The 19,124-nt window shown below is 72.1% G+C and carries 19 protein-coding genes; 6 read left to right on the forward strand and 13 right to left on the reverse strand.

Annotation, left to right across the window (positions count from 1 at the left end):
* The first annotated feature begins 28 nt into the window (after positions 1-28).
* Together ACFWV3_RS06615 and ACFWV3_RS06620 are read left to right on the forward strand one after the other, a co-directional pair.
* A complete protein-coding gene (locus ACFWV3_RS06615; RefSeq protein WP_382409020.1) occupies positions 29-781 on the forward strand; it encodes a DinB family protein in 753 nt (250 codons plus the stop codon).
* A 137-nt stretch (positions 782-918) separates the two neighbouring features.
* On the forward strand, positions 919-2,637 hold the full coding sequence (locus ACFWV3_RS06620; protein ID WP_382409022.1) for a diguanylate cyclase domain-containing protein: 1,719 nt from the start codon (positions 919-921) through the stop codon (positions 2,635-2,637).
* A gap of 27 nt (positions 2,638-2,664) precedes the next feature.
* Here ACFWV3_RS06620 and ACFWV3_RS06625 read toward each other — a convergent pair whose 3' ends face one another.
* Positions 2,665-4,329: a glycosyltransferase family 4 protein gene (locus ACFWV3_RS06625; protein WP_382409025.1), complete on the reverse strand. Its 1,665-nt coding sequence runs from the start codon at positions 4,327-4,329 to the stop codon at positions 2,665-2,667.
* A 207-nt stretch (positions 4,330-4,536) separates the two neighbouring features.
* On the opposite strand from ACFWV3_RS06625, the gene ACFWV3_RS06630 reads away from it, so the two are divergent.
* The gene (locus tag ACFWV3_RS06630; RefSeq protein WP_382409027.1) at positions 4,537-5,787 is read left to right on the forward strand and encodes a nucleotide disphospho-sugar-binding domain-containing protein; all 1,251 of its coding nucleotides are present in this window, start codon (positions 4,537-4,539) and stop codon (positions 5,785-5,787) included.
* 107 nt (positions 5,788-5,894) lie between these two features.
* On the opposite strand, the gene mycP is transcribed toward ACFWV3_RS06630, so the two are convergent.
* Positions 5,895-7,331 carry a type VII secretion-associated serine protease mycosin gene (mycP, locus tag ACFWV3_RS06635; protein WP_382409029.1) on the reverse strand — a complete coding sequence of 479 codons (1,437 nt, stop codon included), beginning with the start codon at positions 7,329-7,331 and terminating at the stop codon, positions 5,895-5,897.
* Positions 7,332-7,451: 120 nt separating this feature from the next.
* Positions 7,452-8,126, reverse strand: a complete 675-nt coding sequence (locus tag ACFWV3_RS06640; RefSeq protein WP_382409031.1) for a TetR/AcrR family transcriptional regulator — start codon at positions 8,124-8,126, stop codon at positions 7,452-7,454.
* Positions 8,127-8,218: 92 nt separating this feature from the next.
* On the opposite strand from ACFWV3_RS06640, the gene ACFWV3_RS06645 reads away from it, so the two are divergent.
* Positions 8,219-8,704, forward strand: coding sequence for a YybH family protein (locus ACFWV3_RS06645; protein ID WP_382409033.1), 486 nt, complete (start codon positions 8,219-8,221; stop codon positions 8,702-8,704).
* A gap of 58 nt (positions 8,705-8,762) precedes the next feature.
* Here the strand turns inward: ACFWV3_RS06645 and ACFWV3_RS06650 are convergent, their stop codons facing one another.
* From ACFWV3_RS06650 to ACFWV3_RS06660, 3 genes are read right to left on the reverse strand one after another with little or no spacing between them, the layout of a single operon-like run.
* Positions 8,763-9,416 carry a response regulator gene (locus ACFWV3_RS06650; protein ID WP_382409035.1) on the reverse strand — a complete coding sequence of 218 codons (654 nt, stop codon included), beginning with the start codon at positions 9,414-9,416 and terminating at the stop codon, positions 8,763-8,765.
* A complete protein-coding gene (locus ACFWV3_RS06655; protein WP_382409037.1) occupies positions 9,404-10,525 on the reverse strand; it encodes a histidine kinase in 1,122 nt (373 codons plus the stop codon). Before ACFWV3_RS06655 ends, ACFWV3_RS06650 begins: the two co-directional genes overlap by 13 nt.
* Before the next feature lie 25 nt (positions 10,526-10,550).
* Positions 10,551-11,732, reverse strand: a complete 1,182-nt coding sequence (locus ACFWV3_RS06660) for a serine hydrolase domain-containing protein (protein WP_382409039.1) — start codon at positions 11,730-11,732, stop codon at positions 10,551-10,553.
* Between the two features lie 201 nt (positions 11,733-11,933).
* Between ACFWV3_RS06660 and ACFWV3_RS06665 the strand changes: the two genes are divergently transcribed.
* Positions 11,934-13,088 (forward strand): ATP-binding protein, encoded by a 1,155-nt coding sequence (locus ACFWV3_RS06665; protein WP_382409041.1) that lies wholly within the window; start codon positions 11,934-11,936, stop codon positions 13,086-13,088.
* Here ACFWV3_RS06665 and ACFWV3_RS06670 read toward each other — a convergent pair.
* From ACFWV3_RS06670 to ACFWV3_RS06690, 5 genes are read right to left on the reverse strand one after another with little or no spacing between them, the layout of a single operon-like run.
* A complete protein-coding gene (locus tag ACFWV3_RS06670) occupies positions 13,051-13,434 on the reverse strand; it encodes a response regulator (protein ID WP_382409043.1) in 384 nt (127 codons plus the stop codon). The two genes, ACFWV3_RS06665 and ACFWV3_RS06670, sit on opposite strands and share 38 nt — an antisense overlap.
* Positions 13,431-14,135, reverse strand: coding sequence for a response regulator transcription factor (locus ACFWV3_RS06675; RefSeq protein ID WP_382409045.1), 705 nt, complete (start codon positions 14,133-14,135; stop codon positions 13,431-13,433). Before ACFWV3_RS06675 ends, ACFWV3_RS06670 begins: the two co-directional genes overlap by 4 nt.
* 44 nt (positions 14,136-14,179) lie before the next feature.
* Entirely contained in the window at positions 14,180-14,695 is a 516-nt protein-coding gene (locus ACFWV3_RS06680) for a signal peptidase I (protein WP_382409047.1), read from the reverse strand.
* Between the two features lie 11 nt (positions 14,696-14,706).
* On the reverse strand, positions 14,707-15,228 hold the full coding sequence (locus tag ACFWV3_RS06685) for a hypothetical protein (protein WP_382409049.1): 522 nt from the start codon (positions 15,226-15,228) through the stop codon (positions 14,707-14,709).
* Between the two features lie 24 nt (positions 15,229-15,252).
* Positions 15,253-15,924: a TasA family protein gene (locus tag ACFWV3_RS06690; protein ID WP_382409051.1), complete on the reverse strand. Its 672-nt coding sequence runs from the start codon at positions 15,922-15,924 to the stop codon at positions 15,253-15,255.
* A 162-nt stretch (positions 15,925-16,086) separates the two neighbouring features.
* Between ACFWV3_RS06690 and ACFWV3_RS06695 the strand changes: the two genes are divergently transcribed.
* Positions 16,087-16,935, forward strand: a complete 849-nt coding sequence (locus ACFWV3_RS06695) for a phosphatase PAP2 family protein (protein ID WP_382409053.1) — start codon at positions 16,087-16,089, stop codon at positions 16,933-16,935.
* Here the strand turns inward: ACFWV3_RS06695 and ACFWV3_RS06700 are convergent.
* Positions 16,925-18,130 carry a cytochrome P450 gene (locus tag ACFWV3_RS06700; protein ID WP_382409055.1) on the reverse strand — a complete coding sequence of 402 codons (1,206 nt, stop codon included), beginning with the start codon at positions 18,128-18,130 and terminating at the stop codon, positions 16,925-16,927. The two genes, ACFWV3_RS06695 and ACFWV3_RS06700, sit on opposite strands and share 11 nt — an antisense overlap.
* Before the next feature lie 23 nt (positions 18,131-18,153).
* Positions 18,154-19,107: a ketopantoate reductase family protein gene (locus tag ACFWV3_RS06705; RefSeq protein ID WP_382409057.1), complete on the reverse strand. Its 954-nt coding sequence runs from the start codon at positions 19,105-19,107 to the stop codon at positions 18,154-18,156.
* Between the last annotated feature and the right edge of the window lie 17 nt (positions 19,108-19,124).

The raw sequence follows: 19,124 nt of genomic DNA on the forward strand, positions 1-19,124 counted from the left end.
ACGAGGTCCGATGTGAGAATGTCCTGCCATGGCGAGCTTCCAGCACCCGGATGACCTGCGCGGGGCCGCGTTCGTCGACGTCAGCCTCCGCGGCGCCCGCTTCACCCGCGCGGACCTGTCCGGTGTGGTCATGCGGGCGGTGGACGTCGCGGGCGCCGACATCGACGCGCCGTGGCTGCTCGACGGCGAGAGCACGCTGCGGGTCAACGGGGTCGACGTCGCCCCTCTCGTCGAGGCCGAGCTGAACCGGCGCTTCCCCGGCAGGGCCGAGCGGCGCGCCGCGGGGCCGGGCGAGCTGCGACGGGCGTGGGCGAAGGTGGAAGCCGCCTGGAGTGCGGCCGTCGACCGCGTGGCGACGATGCCGCCGGGCACCGCGGACGTGTCGGTGGACGGCGAATGGTCGTTCGCGCAGACGGTCCGCCATCTCGTGATGGCGACGGACACCTGGCTCCGCGGAGCGGTCATGGGCGTGGAGCGGCCCTATCACCCGCTCGGCCTGCCGAACGCCGAGTACGAGACGGATGGTCACGACCTGTCCGTCTTCGTCTCGGAGACTCCCGCGTACGCGGACGTCCTGGAAGCCAGGGCGGACAGGACGGCGGTGGTCCGCGACTTCCTCGCCGCGGTGACGGCGGCCGAGCTGTCGGCCCCGCGCCCGAACCCGTGGGACGCGACGTACCAGGAGACGGTCTTGTCCTGTCTGCACACCGTTCTGGAAGAGGAGTGGGAGCACCTGCGTTTCGCCACCCGCGATCTCGACGTGATCGCCGAACGCGAGTAGCCGACTGCCGGTTTTAGTCGCTGTCGCAAGGAATTCCGCGCACGTTCGAGGCCACGCCGAACCCGATCACTGCTCCGATCGTGTCGCTGCGCCGCGTTTTGCTTTGCAATCGCAGTGATCTGGTGTGGGGTGCTGGCGTGACGGAGTCTGACAGTTCGCCGGACAGAGCCGAGCAGGCGTGTTTCGAGGTGTTCTTCCACGCCTGCCCGGCCGCGGCTGTGATCACCGACTCCGAGGGGGTCGTCGTCGCGGCCAACCTCGCCTTCCGCGGTCTCGTCGGCGCGGTCGGCGGTTCCGTCACGGGCCTGCGGATCCGGGAGGCCGCGGCCGCGGAGTCGGGCAGGCAGGCGATCGACGACGCGTTGCACGAGGTGCTCGTCAAGCCGGAGGAGCTCGTGCAGTTCGAGGTGGAGATCGCCTCCGCGGAGGCACCGGGCCGTCCTGTCCGCGCGTCCGTCACGGCCCCGCCGGGGATCGCGGCACGGCGGCTGTTCCTGTTCGAGGACGTCCAGGAACTGAGGCAGCTGCAGGAGACCTTCCGCCACCAGACGCTGCACGACTCGCTGACCGGCCTGCCCAACGCCGCCTACTTCCGCTCGAACCTCGAGGGCCTCGTCGCGACCGCCGCCGGCCAGGAGCGGATCGCCGTGCTGTTCCTGGACGTCGACGGGTTCGGCGTGATCAACGACGGGCTGGGCAGGGAGGTCGCGAACGAGGTGCTGCGCGGGATCGCCGGCACCCTGCGCGAGGTCTTCGCCGGTCACGACGCCTTCATCGCGCGGTTGTTCCGCGACGAGTTCGCGGTGGCGCTGCACGGAACCCTCACCCGGCACGAGGTGGTGGCGCTGGTCGAGGAGATGATCGAGCGGCTCGCGATTCCGGTCTACCACGGTGAGGCGGGCATCGGCGTGAGCGCGAGCGTCGGCATCGTGGTGGCCGGGGCGTCCGCCGGCGGGCACGACGAGCTGGCGCGGTGCGCCGAGGTGGCGCTGCACCGGGCGAAGGACCTGGGGAAGTCGCAGTGGGTCCTGTTCGACCCGGACGCCGACCGCGTGGCGCGCGACCGCTACCGCCTGGCGGCGTCCCTGGGGGGAGCGATGGAGACGGGCGAGGTCGGCGTGGTCTACCAGCCGCACGTCGTCCTGCCGGACGCGCCCGTCGTCACCTCCCTCAACGCGAGCCTGCGGTGGCGGCACCCGGAGCTGGGCCAGCTGCGCGCGGCCGAGGTCTACGCGCTCGCCGAGCTGACCGGGATGACGGTGCCGGTCGGCAAGCACCTGCTGCACGAGGCGATGAGCACCGCCGCGGACTGGGCGGCCCGGTTCGGCGACGGCGCGCCCATGGTGTGCCTGACCCTGCCGCAACGCATGGCCATCGACGCCGATCTCGTCGGCATCGTCCGCACCGAGCTCGACCGCCACGGCCTGGAACCGCGACGCCTGATGCTCTGCACGGACGGCCCGTCGCTGCTGGACGCGCGCGGCGACCTGGTGGAGTCGCTCAGCGTGCTCGGCAGGCTGGGGGTGGTCTTCGTCGTGTACGTGACCGGGTTGCCCGAGCTGGAGCTCGTGTCCGCGCTGGCGCTGCCGGTGCCCGCGGTGATGCTCACCGGGCCGATCGTCGCGGGGCTCGCCGCCGAGAACCCGCCGGAGTGGGCCCGGCGCCAGGTCCGGTACCTGGTCGACCGGGCCGACGAGCTGACCATGAAGGTCGGCGCGCACGACGTGGTCTCGCAGGCCCACGCCGAGCTGCTGCACTCGCTCGGCGTCGTGGTCGCCGGCGGACCGTACCTGCCCGAGTACGCGAGCAGGGAAGAAGCCGAGGTGTGGGCGGGCCGCGTCTTCGCCATGGGATGACCGTTGCGGCGGGACGCGGCCCGTGCCTCAGCCGGAAAGCCTGGTGTAGAGCGCCGCGAACGGTTCCGCGACGGCATCGATCCGGAACCGCGCCCGGACCGTGCGCTGCCCGGCGGCGGCGATCGGTGCGGCCGCCGGGCCGAGATCGACGACGTGCCGCAGTCCTTCCGCCAGGGACCGGGTGTCCGACGTGTCGGCCAGGAACCCGTTGCGTCCCTGGTCGACGTAGTTCGGCAGACCGCCGCGCTGCGGACCGAGGGCGAGCAGACCCGCTTCCATGGCTTCGAGCACCGCGATGCCGAACTCCTCCTTCGCGCTGGCGCAGGCGTAGACGTGGGGAGCGCCGGAGGAGACCGGAGCCGCGGCCAGCTCGTGTTGCAGCCGCCGGACGTCCTGGTTGGACCAGGCCGGCAGCACCGCGAGCCGTCCGCGTGCCTCGGGCGCGGAACGGGACAGCGCGAGCACCTCGTCGAGCACCGCCTGCTCGTCCGGCGTCCGCGCGGTCGTGGAACCACCGATGAGCACCAGCGCCGTCGTGCGGTGCAGGCCCGCGTCCAGCCACGCCCTCACCAGCCGGGGCTGCTGCTTCATCGGGTGCAACCGCCCGACGTTGAGCAACACGGGCAGTCCCCGAGCAGACGGGTCGAGACGGGGCAGAGCCGACTCCGCGTACAGCGACGGCACCAGCGACCGGCCGGAGGGCGGGGGAGCCGGGGCGATGCCCTCCTCGAGCGCGAGCAGCTCGGCGGGGTCGAGCCGCGGGAAGTGCGTCAGCACCTCGTCCTGCCTGCCGCCGATGGTGATCACCTGGTCCGCGCGCTCGACGAGGTGGTCGGCGACCCGCACGCGGTGCAGGTCGAACCGCATCGCCGTCAGGTCCTCCGCGTCCTCGGGATGGCGTTCGGCGAGGTGCCGGTGAGGGTCCGGGGTCACGGTGAACACGAGCTTCGCGCCGAGGACCCTCGCTGCGTCCGCCACGGCGAGCGAGCCGTCGTCGGAGTAGCGGACGTGCACCACGTCCGGGGTCAGTCCGCAGCGCGGCAGGAGTTTCGTCAGCCACCAGGTGATCCCCGCCCGGTGCGACGCCATCTCGGTCTGGGTCAACGCGACCGGCGAGTCCACCGGCACGTGCACCGTCCAGTGGTCGAGCGCGGCGTCCTTCCGCACGGTCACGGTGGTCGGTTCGGGCGCGAGAACCACCGTCACCACCCGGCCGATGTCCTCCCTCCTCACCAACGCGGCCGCCAGTGAGGACAGGAACACGGTGAGCCCGCCACTCGCGCCCTCACCCGGTTGCGCGGTTCCGCCGATGAGCATCGACTGCGCGACCGTCGGTCCCTTCGCGGGCGGTGCCACCGGCAGGGCGATGTCGTCGTGCAGCAGGTCGAGCATCAGCTTCTCGCACGGCGTGCGGGGAACGGCGTCCACCGGCTCGCCGAGCGAGTCCAGGTAACGCCACTGCGCCGGCCCCGCGACGACCGCACGCGCCTCGGCCGGGCTCAGCGGTGCCAGGCGGTGTGCTGTCGCGATGTCGAGCAACGCGGCGGCGAGCTCGCGGTCCTGTGTGAACAGAACGGCTCTTCGCAGTTCCTCGGTCACCGTGTCCGCACCGTGTTCTCGCACGGCCCGGCCGATCTCCTCGCACGTCAGGGAGAAGGCCTCCGGGCTCGGTGCGTCGAGGAAGGCGCTCACCAGGACGTGGGGGCTTCTGGCCGCGAGGGCGCCTTCGGATCGACGGGACTCCAACGCTTGCTGTACCTCGGGATGTGTCCGCACACCCGACGTTCGAACCGGAGGACGTGTTCGGATCGAACAAGAACCCAGATGCAGCAACGAGGAGGAGAGCCCGTGTCGCGGTTTGTCGTTGTCAGTCCGCCTTTTCGGTCGCATGCGCAGCCCATGTCCGTGTTCGCGTCCGCGCTGAACAGCGCGGGCGCTCGGGAGGTGACCTTCGTCAGCGGTGCCGAGCTCGCCGACCTGGCTCGCGACATCCCTTTCCTGCCACTGAAAACCACGCAGGACTCGAACAGCGGCATCGCGGAGCGGACCGAGCAGGACGACCGGTCGGCCCGCAACCTGACCGACTTCCTCCAGGCCACGCGAGGAGGCGCGGCCGCAGCACTGCTCGCGCAGACGCGCCGACGCCGCGCTGAACCACTCGCGGCACCCGCGCGCGTGGTGCGCGAGCTTCGCGCTGTGCACGACCAAGTTCGTCCGGACTGGTACGTCGTCGACCAGATCGACTACGCCACAACGCTTGCCCTGCACGCACTCGGGCTGCCGTTCGTGTCCTATGTCACCGGTCACCCGACGTACCTGGTCACGCGGGACGACCAGTTCTTCGGTCTGCCCCAGGCGTGGCCGTCCGCCGTGCGTCCGTCGGCCGCCGAGCTCGCTGTGCTGTCCACTGAGGTCCGTCTGACGGATCTGGCGCTCACCGCCGCGTTCACCCGGTTCCTGCGCGACTTCGCGCCCGCCAGGCCGGTTCCGCGCCGCGCCTTCGCTCTCACCTCTCCTCACGCCGCCGTGGTGAACTACCCGGAACTGCCGTGGCTACCGCCGTTGCCCGAGCACCAGCGGCAGATCTTCCTCGGTCACTGCACCAGTCCCGAACCGCTGGACGACACGTGGCGCGCTCGGACGCACGGCCGTCGCGTGGTTCTCGTCGCCCTGGGCACCTTCCTGTCCGCGCGGCACGACGTGCTGCGCACAGTGGTGCAGGGCGTACTGCGAGTTCCCGAAGTCACGGTGGTGGTCGCCGCGGGTGGGCGAGTCGCGGAGCTGGCCGACCTGGCCGAGGACCCACGCGTCTTCGTGGAGTCCGTGGTCCCGCAGCGCGCGTTGCTGCCGCATGTCGCCGCGATGGTCCACCACGGCGGCAACAACTCCTTCACGGAGTGCCTCGAGGCCGGTGTTCCCGCGGTGGTGCTGCCGTTCTCCAGCGACCAGTTCTGCATCGCCCACGACGCGGAGCGAGCCGGTGCCGGCGTGTGCCTGGATCCCAACGCCGCACGACCCGAGGACGTGGCGACGGTGCTCCGGTCGGTGCTCAGCGAGCCGGCACCGTTCGCGGGCCTGCGCGACGCCGTCCGCGCGGCAGGTCCCGAGCGGGGTGCCGCGCGGCTCCTGGAGGAGCTGGACCGCGCCTGAGCTCCTCGCGCGGTCCTCGGCTTCTGTTCGGCCATGCGTCCATGGTTGCCCGGAGGAGGCGGGCGTGCATGACGAGTCGCCGCATGCCGTGCCGGAGCGTTCTCAGCTCACCGGCGGACGCCACCCCGCCGGGGCCTGTCCTCGGAGCCGCGGCTGAGCGAGTTGCGGACGATCAGCGTCAGCGCCAGCAGCGCACCGCCGATGCCGATGCCGCTCAGCGCGACGACGATCGGCGGCCAGTCGAGTCCCGGCGGCGGGGAGACGGCGGTGTCCAGCTCCTTCGGCTGCGCCTTCTGGAAACCGGGTGACTCGGCCGGCAGCACCGCGGTGAGCGCCGCCACCGGGTTGATCATGCCGAAGCCGGTCTTGTTGTCCTTGCCGGAGACGTTGCCGGGGTGCAGGGCGGTGGCCTTGAGGCGGTCCATCACCTGGCGCGCCTTGAGGTCCGGGAACCGTTCGCGCACCAGTGCGGTGATGCCGGCGACGTAGGGGGAGGCGAAGCTGGTGCCCTTGATGTCCTGCACGCCGTTGGCCGTGACGTTGGCGTTGGTCAGGCCGGTGCCCTTGGGGTCGACGGAGATGATCTCCTCGCCCGGCGCCGCGATGCTGACCCACGGGCCCCAGATGCTGAAGTCCGACACCGCGCCGGACCGGGCGATCGACGCGACCGACAGCACGTCGTTGGCGAACCACGCCGGCGAGGAGATCGAGTTGACGACGGCCGGGTCCAGGTTGTCGTTCTGCCGCGGACAGCCGGCGCCCTGGTCGCCGAGGTTGCCGGCGGCCGTCACGACGACGACGTCCTTCACGTCCACGGCGTAGCGGATCGCGGCCTGCAGCTTCCGGTCGTCGTCGCTGAAGAGCTTGGGAGCGCCGCAGTTGGTCAGCGAGATGTTGATGACCCTGGCGCCCTTGTTCGCCGCGCGGACGATCGCCATGGCCAGCGTGCCGACCTTGCCCGCGGTGGCGCGCTTCTCGTTGTTCGCGTCACCGTCGAACTTGAACCGGTCGCTGGTCTGCCGGATCGCGAGGATCGTCGCCCCCGGCGCGGCGCCGACGAAGTCGCCCTCGGTCTTGGCCGCCGCGGCGACGCCCGCCACCTCGGTGCCGTGGCCGTCGCAGTCGTCCGTGCCCTCGGCGTTGCCGTTGACGTACTCGCCGCCGCGCTCGACCCTGCCGGTGAAGCGGGGGTTGCGGGGGTCGACGCCGGTGTCGATGATCGCGATCCTGACGCCCTTGCCGGTCGCGAACCGGTGGGCCTGCTCCAGGTTCAGCTGCACCTGGCCCCAGGGCTTGTACTGGATCAGCTCGCTCTTGGTGTCCGACTCCACGCAGCCCTTGTCGTTGCGCTTGTAGGGCACGTCGGACGTGCCGGAGTCGGTGGGCGGCTGGGTGCCGGGAGGGAGGTCGGGCGGTACCGAGTTGGGACGGGCGGAGGCGGGGGCGGAGGACGGCTGGGCGGACGCCTCTGGAAGCGCTCCCATCACCAGCAGCAGTCCGGCGGCCGCCGCCGCGCAGACGCGCGAATGGGTACTGCGTGGCATTCGCACATCCTTCTGCATGATCGAGAAGCCGGTCTCGCGGCCCTCCCGTTCAGGAGGCGAGCCGGGTGGGCGCGGAGACCTCGGAGTTCCGCTGCACCGTCGCGCCGGACTCGTGCGCCGTCAGCCGGGTTCGCCGGACGGCCTGTCCCGGACGACGTGCAGGCCCGCGGCGGTCGCGGCGATGAAGTGCCGCAACGCCGGCCGGAACGGGGGGAACACCGCCGCGATGCCGGGTTCGCGGGCGTACAGCTCGGCCAGCGCCGCCGGTGGCCGGGTGATCGGGTGGAGCCTGCCGACGAACGCTCCGGCGGCGAAGACCACGGACGAGCCCTCGTGCTCGGCCAGTTCGGGGCACGAAGCGGCTATTCGCGCGCCGACCCGCGCGTACATGCTGATCGCCCACAGCTTGTAGGTGTGCAGCACGTCGATCGAGACGTTGTGCTCCAGCATCGTCTCCGCGTGGCTGACCAGGTCGCAGTAGAGCGGCCGCTCGGCGAAGGAGTCCGCGAGCACGGCCGCCATCGCGTCGATGCCGGAGGAGTCCGCGAGCCGGGTGCTCACCTCGTCGGCCCACTCGGTGCCGAGGCGCATGGCGAGCTGCAGGTAGATCTCCTCGCGGGTGCCGAAGTAGCGCAGCACGTTGGACTTCACCAGGCCGACGGCCGTCGCGATGTCACCGAGGCTGACCCCGGCCACGCCGGCGGCGAGCGCGAGGTCTCGGGCGGCGGCGAGGATCGTCTCCCGCCGCTGCTCCTTCTGCTCCGGATGCCGTGCCCGGCGGAACGACGCGTCCATGTGAGATGCACCGTACCAGGCATCGTTGTTAAAAGAACGGTGTTCCTTTACGGTGCCACCACCACCGCAGCCCCTCGGAAAGGTCGCGCTCCATGACGTCGAATCCCCGTTCCCTGTCCGCGACGGTCGACGAGTTCGTCGAAGCCTTCAACGACAACGACCTCGACCGCGTCATGGGGTTCTTCGCCGACGACGCCGAGTACGAGCCCGGTGACGGCGCGAAGCACCGGGGCAGGGCGGCGATCCGGGCGGAGTTCGCGCCGCAGTTCGCCGGCCGCTACGGCGCGATGCGGTTCGACGTGCACGACAAGCTGGTCGACGAGCAGGGGCGGCGCGCGGCCATCCGCTGGGCGTGCCGGATCGACACCTCCGGACCGCGCGCCCGTGCCGTCACTCCCGCCCTGCGGCTGTGGGGCCTGCTGCGCTACGGCTCGCGCATGGTGTGGCAGGGCATGGACGTCTTCCACTTCGACGCCGACGGCCTCATCGTCGGCAAGTACTCGTACGCGAACTTCAAGATCCCGCCGATGAAGCGCGATCGCGAGGCGGCGTGGGTCCGGGAGGAAGTCGCGTCGTAGTCGAACCAGTCGGAGTTGAACCAGTCGGAGTTGAACCAGTCGGCGGCCGGTCGAGCCGTCAGGCGGAGACGTCGTCCAGGTACTGCAGGACGGCCAGCACCCGGCGGTGCACGGTGTCGCCGGGCGGCAGGTTGCGCTTGGCGAAGATCCGGTTGATGTACTTGCTGACGGCGCGTTCGGTGATGCCCAGCTCGTCGGCGATCGTCGAGTTCGACGAGCCGCGCGCCATCGAGGCGAGCACCTCGCGTTCGCGGGGTGTCAGCTGCGTTTCGGGGCTGCTCCTGGCCAGCCGGTCGAAGACGGCCCTGACCACCTGGGGGTCGAGCACCGTCCCGCCGGCCGCGACCGAACGCAGGTCGGCCAGGAACTGGCGGACGTCGCCGACCCGGTCCTTGAGCAGGTAGCCGACGCCGCCGCGGCCGTCGGCCAGGAGCTCGCGGACGTACGTGCGCTCGATGTACTGCGACAGGATGAGGATCGGCGTGCCGGGGCGGCGCTTGCGCGCCTCGATCGCCGCGCGCAGGCCCTCGTCGCGGAACGTCGGGGGCAGCCTGATGTCGACGACGGCCACGTCGGGCCGTTCCCGGTCGAGGGCGTCGAGCAGGGCGTCCGGGTCGGCCACCGCGGCGACCACGGTGCAGTCCAGTTCGGTGAGCAGGCGGACCAGGCCCTCGCGGAGCAGCAGCAGGTCCTCGGCGATCACGACGCGCACGGCAGCTCCACGCGCACGAGGGTGGGGCCGCCGGGCGGGCTGGAGATCGACAGGGCGCCGTCGAACGCCGCCGCCCGCCGGCGCAGCCCTGCCAGGCCGGTGCCGCGCAGCTCCTCCGCACCGCCGTCGCCGTCGTCCCGCACGTCGACGCGCACGCGTTCTCCTTCCACCCGCACGAAGACCTCTGCTCTCTTGGCGTTGCTGTGCTTGACGACGTTCGTGAGCGCCTCGGCGACCACGAAGTACACAGTGGACTCCAGTGCCGCCGGAAGCCGTTCCGCGAGGCCGACTCTGGCCGTTACCGACCCGATCAGCGGCGCCGTGCGCTCCACCAGCGAGTCGATCCCGCCGGCCAGGCCGCGGTCCACCAGGATCGGCGGGTACACGCCGTGCACCAGGTCCCGCAGGTCCCGCAGCGCCTCGCCGACCTCCGAGCGCGCCTCGAGGAGCAACGCCCGGTGGCCCGCCGGCAGGTCGTCCAGCTTGACGTCCAGCAGGCCCAGCAGCATGCCCGCGGACACCAGGCGGGCCTGCGCGCCGTCGTGCAGGTCGCGTTCGATCCGGCGCAGCTCGGCGGCCTGCACCTCCAGCGCACCGGCGCGCGACGCGGTCAGCACCTCGACGCGGCGGGTGAGCCGGTCCGCGCGCCTGCCCTCGAGCACCGCGCGGTTGACCGCGGCGTGCCAGCGCGGCAGCCCGTAGCCGCAGGCCACGGCGAGCAGGACCAGCGGAATTCCGCACACGGCCCCGAGGACCGAGCTGGCGACGCCCGTGATCGGCACGAACACCACCGCCGGCGGGGCCACCCACCACCACAGGGGCGTGCTGACCACGACCAGGGCGACGACCCACGTGAACGCCGTCAGCACGAAGATCGCGGGCCCCAGCGCGGCCTGCACGACGAGCCAGCGCGCCCGTCGCCGCTTGCTCACCCCTGGGGGAGGGGAGGCGTTCCCCTCGACGCGGCCCTGGTGCTCGACCAGCGCGTCGACAGCCGGCCACGGGTCCTGCCCGCGGGCCGTGCGCCACGGCCACCGGACCAGCTGACCCGCGGCCCGCAGACCGGTCACCGCGTTGTGCAGGACGAGACGCTGCCCTTGCCGGTTCACCGGTCCGCCCCCTTCCCCGGTCGCCTCAGCGGCCGTGCTCGTCCACCGTGCGGTGGACGGTATCGGCCAGCCCGGTCAGCGTGTCGCTGTCCGCCGTGCTGTTCACGGCGAGGGTGATGACGACGCCGCTGTCCTGGACGTAGGTGTGCGCCACCTGGAACCCGAAGGTCTGGCCGCGGTAGGACCAGACGGGCCGGTTCGTGCCGGAGTCGAGGCGCTCGGCGACGCCGAGGCCGAACCCGACCGGGTCCTGCGGCGTGACGACCGGGATCGGCGTGCTGGTGGCCGTCGAGATCAACGACGTGAGCTCGCGCTGCTGGGCGGGCGGCAGCAGGCACCCGCTGTACAGGGCCCTGGTCCACGTCGTGAGGTCCTCCAGGGAGCTGACCAGGCCACCGGCGCCCTGTGCCCACGTCAGGGCGAGCGGGGGAACCGGCTTGCCCAGCCAGGTGGGCACGTCCGACGCTCCGTAGTACCCGGTGGGCATGCGCTGCGCGGTGCCGGGACGGCACGCCGGCGCCAGGCACGTGTCGCGCATCCCGAGCGGCCGGAAGAGGCGGCGCTGGAGCTGCGAGCCGTAACTGTCCTTCGTGACCCGCTCGATGATCAGCTGCGCGAGGATGTAGTTGGTGTTGGAGTAGCTGTAGGTCTTGGGCCCCGCCTGCCCGCGGACGAACGACACCAGCCGCTCGGCCGTGAACTCCGTGCTCTGGTCGGCGATCACCGCCTCGGCGAACGCGCCCTGCTGGCCGTAGTCGGGGATGCCGCTGGTCATCGACAGCAGCTGCGCGATGGTCACGTCACGCCACTCGTCGTACTCCGGCAGCCACCTGCCCAGCCCGTCCTGGATGGACAGCCGGCCCTCGGCCTCCAGCTGCAACAGCAGCACGGCGGTGAACGCCTTGGTGTTGCTGCCGATCTGCCACAGGGCGTCGTCCGCCACCGGCCGGTCGGAGCTCACCCCGACGGAGACGGCCTGCCGCCGGTCCGGGTAGCTCACCCGCAGGGAGACCGCGGACATCCGGTCCTGCGAGCGGTGCGCGTCCAGGTACTGCTGCAGGTCGGCGCGCAACGCGTCGGTCAGCCCGCGCGAGGGGTGCTGCGCCGCCGTCGCCGAGTGCGCCGTGACGCTGCAGGCGACCGCCCCGGCCACCGCGACCGCCGCCGAAACCCTTTTCCAGCCGTGGTTCTTCATCGTCGTCCTCATCGTTGTGCCTCGGTCTTGCCCGGTGACGAGAACGGTAGGGAGGACGTGATCATCGGGAAATCACGCCAGCTCCCCGAACCGATGACATGCCTGCATGTCACCCGGCCTCGCCGAGACGGGCGGCCGGCGGCACGTCGGGCGATGTCGCCCGATGGTGTCGACGAGATGCGTTGCCGTCCACACCGTGCCAATACTCGGACCGTGGCCAGTGACGCGTGGGATGCCGAGATCGGCAGAGTGGCGGCGTTGCGCGGGACCGGTGTGCTGGACACTCCTCCCGAGGAGCGGTTCGACCGGATCACCCGCACCGCCCGGCGGCTGTTGGACGCACCGATCGCGTTGGTGTCCCTCGTGGACCTCGATCGGCAGTGGTTCAAGTCGTGCTCGGGGCTGGACGCCACCGAGACGCCGCGGAGCGTGTCCTTCTGCGCGCACGCCATCGAGCAGCCCGAGCTCATGGAGGTGCCCGACGCGCTCGACGACCCGCGGTTCGCGGACAACCCGATGGTGCTGGGGCCGCCCCATGTGCGCTTCTACGCGGGACGGCCGCTCGCCGCGTCGTCCGGGCATCTCATCGGCACGTTGTGCGTGATAGACGAACGGCCGCGCAGGCTCAACGCGGAGGAACGGGAGCTGCTGAACGACCTCGGGGCGTGGGCGGAGCTCGAGTGCCAGGCGGGGGCGAACGGTGACCTGGTCGCGGTCGCCAGCCACGAGCTGCGGACGCCGCTCACGTCGGTGCACGGGTCGCTGGAGCTGCTGGAGTCGGGCCGGTTCGGGTCGTTGCCGCCGCAGGCGGGCAAGCTCGTCGAGATCGCGGTGCGCAACACCGACCGGCTGGTGCGGTTGACGAACGACCTGATGGACCTCACGCTCAGCCGCCGCGGCACGTTGCCGTTGCGGATCGGGGAGGTGGGCCTGGCCGCGGTGACGGAGCAGGCGTTCTCCTCGGTCGCGGAGACCGCGCGGCGTGCCGGGGTCCTGCTCGCCGACGACGGGCCGGACGTGCTCGTGCGCGGTGACTCGGACCGGCTCGTGCAGGTGCTGACGAACCTGCTCGCGAACGCGGTGAAGGTGTCCACCCCGGACACGACGATCGAGGTCGTGCGCGAGGCCGGCCCGGTGATGGCGCGGGTGCACGTGCGCGACGAAGGCCCAGGCATCGCCCAGGATCAGCTCGACCGCATCTTCGAACCGTTCGTGCGGCTGAAGGCCACCCCGGGCGGTGCGGGCCTCGGGCTGGCCATCACCCGCGGGATCGTGGCCGCGCACGGCGGCAGCGTGACCGTGTCGGACACCTCGCCCGCGGGCACGACCTTCACCGTGGAGCTGCCGCCGGCGGAGCCTCGGGGCTGACCAGCAGCTCCTCCACCTGGGTGGCGAGGCGGGTCGGGTCGAACGGCTTGCGCAGGACCCCGCCGAAGGGCCGCAGGTCCTGGACGTCGATCGTGGCGGTCAGGAACACGACGTCGATCTTCGCCGTGCGGGGGTCGGCCCGCAGCGCCCGGGACGTCTGCCTGCCGTCCATGCCGGGCATGTCCACGTCGAGGAGCACGACGTCGACCCCTCCCCGCTCGCAGACCCGCAGCGCCTCGGCACCGCTCGCCGCGTCGGTGACGTCCCAGCCCGTGCCGAGCAGCGACAGCAGGACCAGCTCGCGGATGTCCGGGTCGTCGTCGACGACCAGCACCCGGCGCGTCACAGGTTCTTCCAGTTCATCCGGTAGCCGACGCCGCGGACCGTGCTGATCAGGTTCGGCGCCCCGGCGGTGGCGAGCTTGCGGCGCAGGTTCGACAGGTGCACGTCGACGGCGTGGTCGTCGGCGCGCCAGGCCTCTCCCCACGCGCGTGCGCGCAGCTGGTCGCGGGTGCGGATCTGCCGCGGGTTCTCGCTGAGGGCGGCGAGCAGCTCGAACTCGATGCGGGTCATCGACACCGGTTCGCCGCGCACCGTCACCTCGCGGGTGTCCAGGTCGACCTCGACGGAACCCAGCGTGCGCCGCTGGTGCGGCACCGCGGGCGCCGCCGGGCCACCGCCGCGCGGGCGCCGGAGCATGACCTGCACCCGTGCGGTCAGCTCGCGCGGTGAGAAGGGCTTGGTCATGTAGTCGTCGGCGCCGCTGGTCAGCCCGACCAGCTTGTCGACCTCGTCCGCGCGGCCGGTCAGCATCACCACGTAGGCCGTGGTGAACTCCCGCAGCCGACGGCACACCTCGAACCCGTCGAGGTCGGGGAGGTTCAGGTCGAGGATGACGACGTCCGGTGCCCACTGCCGGGCTGCGCGCAGGCCCTCCTGCCCGCAGGCGGCGACGCGCACCTCGAACCGCGCGTCGGCGAGCGCCAGCTCGATCACGTAGCTGATCTCCGGGGTGTCCTCGACGACGAGGATCTTCGCGGTGGCCATCCCGTCCATTGTGGAACGGGTGGCCACTCCCGGCAGGCCGGCCGTCACCGCCGGCCCCGGTAGAGGAGCCGGCGCGTCGCGACCAGCACCGCGCCGCCGATCAGCACGATCAACGCGATCCGCACGCCCGTGTCCCTGCCGAGCAGGGCGATCCGGCCCACCACCGGCACGTCCGCGACCGCCACCGGCACGGTCGGCGAGGTGATGCGCAGCGCCTGCGGGTCCGCCGACTCGTTCGCGTCGCCCTTCGTCCGCACCACAGGTTCACCCGATCGGGTCGTCAGCTCGATGACGCGGTGGGCGTACCGCTCGCCGGGCGCGTCCGGGCGGGGCAGCACCACGACGTCGCCGACCGCGAGCTCCGCCACCGGCACGGCGCGGGTGACGAGCAGGTCGCCCGGCGCGAAGCCGGGTTCCATGCTCGGGGAGAGCACGGGGGAGAAGCCGATCCTGGCCAGCACCACCACCGCGGCGCCCGCGACCGCCGCCACGGCGAGCGCGGCGAGCAGCACACCGGACACGACCCGGCGCACCGGCTTCTTGTTCGTGGTCAGCGTCATGGGGTTTCCGTTCACGGTGTGGTGCGGGCTTGGGAGCGGGAGACCGACACGGACAGCGAGGCCGTGCCGCCCAGGAGGGCGGGTTGCAGGGTGAGCCGCACGGAGACGCCGGCTCCCACCGCGATGGGCAGCGCGGTCGCCCCGGCCAGCGCGACCTGGGTGCCGGTGCAGGTGCCGGTGGTCGCCTGCCAGGCGCCGTTCACGCACGCCGTGGCGGTGGGCGGGTTCACCAGGAAACCGGAGGCCGACAGCGTGTAGGTCTGGGCGGTCAGGGCGAGGGTGCCGGTGTTGCGGACGTTCCCGTACACGTAGCTCGTGCCCAGACCGGAGTAGGTGGTGCTCCACGCGGTGCCGGTCGAGAGCGTCCCGTCCGGACGGACGAGCGTCGCCGCCCACCGCGCCGTCCCCGCCTGGAGGTCCGCGACGGCGTCCGCGTCCACGCTCGCCCGCGCGGTACCGGTCTGGACGAGGGCCGCGAGGACGACGCCGAGCACCGCGCACAGGCGGGAGGAGAAGCGGGTCGAGGTCGTCATCGCGGTCAGGTGCTCCTAACCTGCTCAGGAGTTGGTCGTGGTGGCGGAGCGCTGGGTCTCGCCGAAGGTGTAGGTGAGCGACACCGACTGGCCCTGCACGGTGCCCGCGGGAGCCACGCCGTTCACCGTCGTCTCGGACTGGTCGGGCAGCTGGACCGACACCTGCAGGCGGGTCACGCCGCCGCTCGCCAGGCTGCCCGGCGCCAGCGTGACGGCGGAGCCCAGCCCGGACAGCGGCGTGGCCGCGAGGAGACTGCTGGAGGTGCCGCCCGTGCAGGCGCCGGTGGTGGGGTTCCAGGTGCCGCCGGTGCACTGGAAGACCGAGACCCGCAGCGCCTTCGAGGTCGCGCCGTCCGTCACGAGCGGGGAGGACCCGGTCGCGGCGACCTGGAGGGTCAAGGCCTGGCCGTCGAGCGTGCCGCTGTTGGTCAGGTCGACGTAGCGGTTGACCACGTCGCCGGGGGCCATGTTCGTGATGTTCTGCGAGAACCCGGTGCCGTTGTTGGCCATCGCCAGCTTCAGCGTGCCGGAGGTGACCTGCTCGGGCGTCGTGTTGGTCGCGGTGGCGGACAACGTCGCCCACACCCCGGTGCCCATCGCCACCAGCGTCGCGGTGCCGACGGCGGCGAAGGCGAGCGGGCGCCAGGCAGAACGGCGGCGGTCGGCGGTGTCGGCGGCGGCGCGGTGCTTGGTCATGTGCGGTGCTCCCGGTGGTGTCTCGCCCGCCCTGTGCGGTGGCGATGGGACAAGAGTGCGGGAGCTTTCTCAGCGCACCCTCCGCGTTTCCTCTGGACAACCTCAAGCTTTCGCGGGCCCGCTCGTCCTGCGGGGCACCAAGATCGCGACTTAGGGTGGGCCATGGGCCTTGTCGGCATCGGCGTCCTCGTGGCGCTCGCGCTGTTCGTGCTGGTCGCGGTCGTCGTCGCCCGGCACCCCCACCGGATGCGCGCGGCGCTGACCAGGGTCGACGGCGTGCCCGCGGTCCGCAGGACGCGGACGTGGGCGGCCGGGCACCTCACGACCGGCTGGCGGTGGCTGGTCCGCCGGTTCCCCGTGGCCGAGGCCGTGGGCGTGGCGTTGCTCGTCGGGCTGGGCGTGGTCGTCGTGCTGGCCGTCGGGTTCACGTCGTTGCTGGAGGACGTGCTGGAGGGCGAGGGGATCGCGGCGTTCGACCAGCCCGCCTCGCAGTGGCTGGCCGACCACCGCGAACCCTGGCTCACCACCGCGTTGTACGTCTTCACCCAGCTCGGCAGCCCCGTCGCGCTGGGCCTGCTCGCGACCGGGGTCGGCGTCTACGTGTCGCGCCACCGCCGGTCGCGGCTGCCGGTGGTGCTCAGCCTGGTGGGGGCGGCCGGCATCGGCCTGGTGATCACCCTGGCGAAGGCCCTGGTCGGCAGGGACCGCCCGCCACCGCCGGTCGCGGCGATCACCGAGTCGGGGTACTCGTTCCCCTCCGGCCACGCCACCGGCACCTCGGCGATCGTGCTGCTGTGCGCGTGGCTGGTCACCCGGCACCTGGTCACCTCGTGGGCGGGGCGGGTGGCCGTGTACGCGACCGCGCTCGGGTTCATCGGCCTGATCGGCTTCTCCCGCGTCTACCTGGGGGTGCACTACGTCAGCGACGTGCTCGCCGGCTGGTTGCTGGGCACCGCCTGGGCCTGCGCGGTCGCGGTGGTGGGGTCGAGGTGGGACACCACTACCAGGTGACGGGCAGCTCGTAGAGGCCGTAGATGAACGCGTCGGACTTGAACGGCAGGTCGTCGACGTCCGCTGCCAGCCGCAGCGTCGGGATCCGCCGGAACAGCGTGTCGAGGACGATCCGGAGCTCCGTCCTGGCGAGGTTCTGGCCCAGGCACTGGTGCGGCCCGAACCCGAACGCGAGGTGGTGGCGGGCGCCGCGGCCGATGTCGAGGTCGTCCGGGTTCTCGAACGCCCGCGGGTCGCGGTTGGCCGAGTGGGTCAGCGCCAGCACGCCGTCGCCCGCCCTGATGAGCTGCCCGCCGATCTCGGCGTCCTCGACGCACAGCCGCGCCGTCGCCGTGTCGAGGATCGTGAAGTAGCGCAGCAACTCCTCGACGGCGCCGGGCGTCCTGCCGGGGTCCGCCCTGATCGCCGCCAGCTGGTCCGGGTCGCGCAGCAGGGCCATCGTCGACAACGAGATCATGTTCGCCGTCGTCTCGTGTCCCGCCACCAGCAGCAGGAAACCCATGGTCGCCAACGACGTCCGCCGGTAGGTGCCCTCCTCGGTGAGCTTGCGGATCTGCCGGCCGAGCAGGTCGTCCGGCGGGTCGTCCTCCTTGGCCGCGACGAGGTCGACGAGGTAACGCTGCACGGCGATGAACGCCGCCTGGCGTTCGGGCTGGGGCGTCGCGCGGCCGACGATCTTCGCGGTGTTGTCCTGGAAGAGGGCGTGGTCGTCGTAGGGGACGCCGAGCATCTCGCAGATCACCAGCGACGGCACCGGCAACGACAGCGCCGCCACCAGGTCCACGGGTTTCGGGCCGGCCAGCATCGCGTCGACCCGGTCGTCGACGATCTGCTGGATCCGCGGCGTCAACGCCTCGAGCCGGCGCACGGTGAACTCGCCGAGCACGGTCCGGCGCGCGGGTCCGTGCTCGGGCGCGTCCATGTCGATCAGGGTGCGTTCGTCGTCGGGGCGCCGGGCGGCGGCCTCGCCCGCGGTCAGCTTCGGGAAGTCCGGGTGCTGCCGGTCGGAGCTGAACCGCCGGTCGCCGAGCACCTTCCGCACGTCCTCGTGGCGGCTGACCGCCCAGGCGAACCCGCCTTCCGGCAGTCGTACCCGCGACACGGGTTCTTCCTCACGGATCTCGCGGTAGGCGGGCGGTGGGGAGAACGGGCAGGTGCGGGTCATGGGGAACTCGTGCTGCGCGGTGCCGGTCATGGCTTCCTCTCGAAACGGTGGGCTCAGGGCGATGCCGGGGCGGCGAAGAGCGGTTCCGCCGCTTCCAGGCGTGGGACCGGGACACCCCGCCGCCTGGCCTCGGCCAAGGTGTCGCGGCAGATCTCGCGCGGTTCGGCGGCGCCGGGATCGGAGTGGGCCGCGAAGTTCACCCGTGCCGGCGCGTAGTGCGTGATGAGCCAGGAGAACGCGGGCGCCAGCAGCCGGGCGGGCAGGCGGAACGGCAGCACGGCCATCCGGTGGCGGCGCAGGTCGACGCCGCGCTTCTCCACCAGGGGCAGGAGCTCCCGTCCGGTCAGCAGCGCCTCCCGCAGGGCGGCCGGCTTCCCGATCAGGTCCGCCAACGCCCCGAGTCGCAGCGCCTGCGAGTGCAGGGCGGTGTCGGACAGGAAGTGGAGCCACAGCGCACCGGTGAGATCCGGTTGCTCGCGCACCCGGAACCCGGCTTGCCGGAACACCTGGCGCACAACACGTTCACGCTCCGTCGGAGGCCTGCCGACCGTGCCGAACGCGACCGCCGGCAGCACCGACCCGCGGAGCACGCCGTCCTCGCCGAAACCACCGCCGGCCATCGGAAGGCCCCAGGCGACCCGGTCGCGGGGCAGGGGACCGATGGCGTCCAACGGGTCGGCCCAGATGTTGCCGAACACCAGCACGGTCGCGTCGCCGATGCGCGGTGCCAGGAAGCGTGCCGCCTCCGGCAACCGGTGGTGCGGCAGGCTCAGCACGACCAGGTCGTAGCCGGGCCGAAGCTCCTCCCGCAGGCGCACCGGCCACGTTCGCGTGACGCGCCGGTCCCGCTTGCGCCGCCGCAGGTCCAGCAGGTCGAGTTCCACCGCGTCCCCGTACGTCGCCGCACGTCCCGGCCGCACGTAGAACTCGACGTCGTGCCCGGCCTCGTGCAAGGCCCAGCCGTAAAAAGTCGCGATCACGCCACGGCCGAACATCAGGATCTTCACGCTGCACCTCGTCGGGT

The organism is Lentzea sp. NPDC059081 (genome assembly GCF_042738015.1).
Taxonomy (GTDB): domain Bacteria; phylum Actinomycetota; class Actinomycetes; order Mycobacteriales; family Pseudonocardiaceae; genus Lentzea.

Excerpts from the sequence above, each read along its gene's own strand:
- ACFWV3_RS06690 (WP_382409051.1), bottom strand. The coding sequence starts at position 15,924 with ATGACCAAGCACCGCGCCGCCGCCGACACCGCCGACCGCCGCCGTTCT.
- ACFWV3_RS06700 (WP_382409055.1), bottom strand. The coding sequence starts at position 18,130 with ATGACCGGCACCGCGCAGCACGAGTTCCCCATGACCCGCACCTGCCCG.
- ACFWV3_RS06615 (WP_382409020.1), top strand. The coding sequence starts at position 29 with ATGGCGAGCTTCCAGCACCCGGATGACCTGCGCGGGGCCGCGTTCGTC.
- mycP (WP_382409029.1), bottom strand. The coding sequence starts at position 7,331 with ATGCCACGCAGTACCCATTCGCGCGTCTGCGCGGCGGCGGCCGCCGGA.
- ACFWV3_RS06640 (WP_382409031.1), bottom strand. The coding sequence starts at position 8,126 with ATGGACGCGTCGTTCCGCCGGGCACGGCATCCGGAGCAGAAGGAGCAG.
- ACFWV3_RS06660 (WP_382409039.1), bottom strand. The coding sequence starts at position 11,732 with ATGAGGACGACGATGAAGAACCACGGCTGGAAAAGGGTTTCGGCGGCG.
- ACFWV3_RS06695 (WP_382409053.1), top strand. The coding sequence starts at position 16,087 with ATGGGCCTTGTCGGCATCGGCGTCCTCGTGGCGCTCGCGCTGTTCGTG.
- ACFWV3_RS06680 (WP_382409047.1), bottom strand. The coding sequence starts at position 14,695 with ATGACGCTGACCACGAACAAGAAGCCGGTGCGCCGGGTCGTGTCCGGT.
- ACFWV3_RS06685 (WP_382409049.1), bottom strand. The coding sequence starts at position 15,228 with ATGACGACCTCGACCCGCTTCTCCTCCCGCCTGTGCGCGGTGCTCGGC.
- ACFWV3_RS06630 (WP_382409027.1), top strand. The coding sequence starts at position 4,537 with ATGTCCGTGTTCGCGTCCGCGCTGAACAGCGCGGGCGCTCGGGAGGTG.
- ACFWV3_RS06675 (WP_382409045.1), bottom strand. The coding sequence starts at position 14,135 with ATGGCCACCGCGAAGATCCTCGTCGTCGAGGACACCCCGGAGATCAGC.
- ACFWV3_RS06645 (WP_382409033.1), top strand. The coding sequence starts at position 8,219 with ATGACGTCGAATCCCCGTTCCCTGTCCGCGACGGTCGACGAGTTCGTC.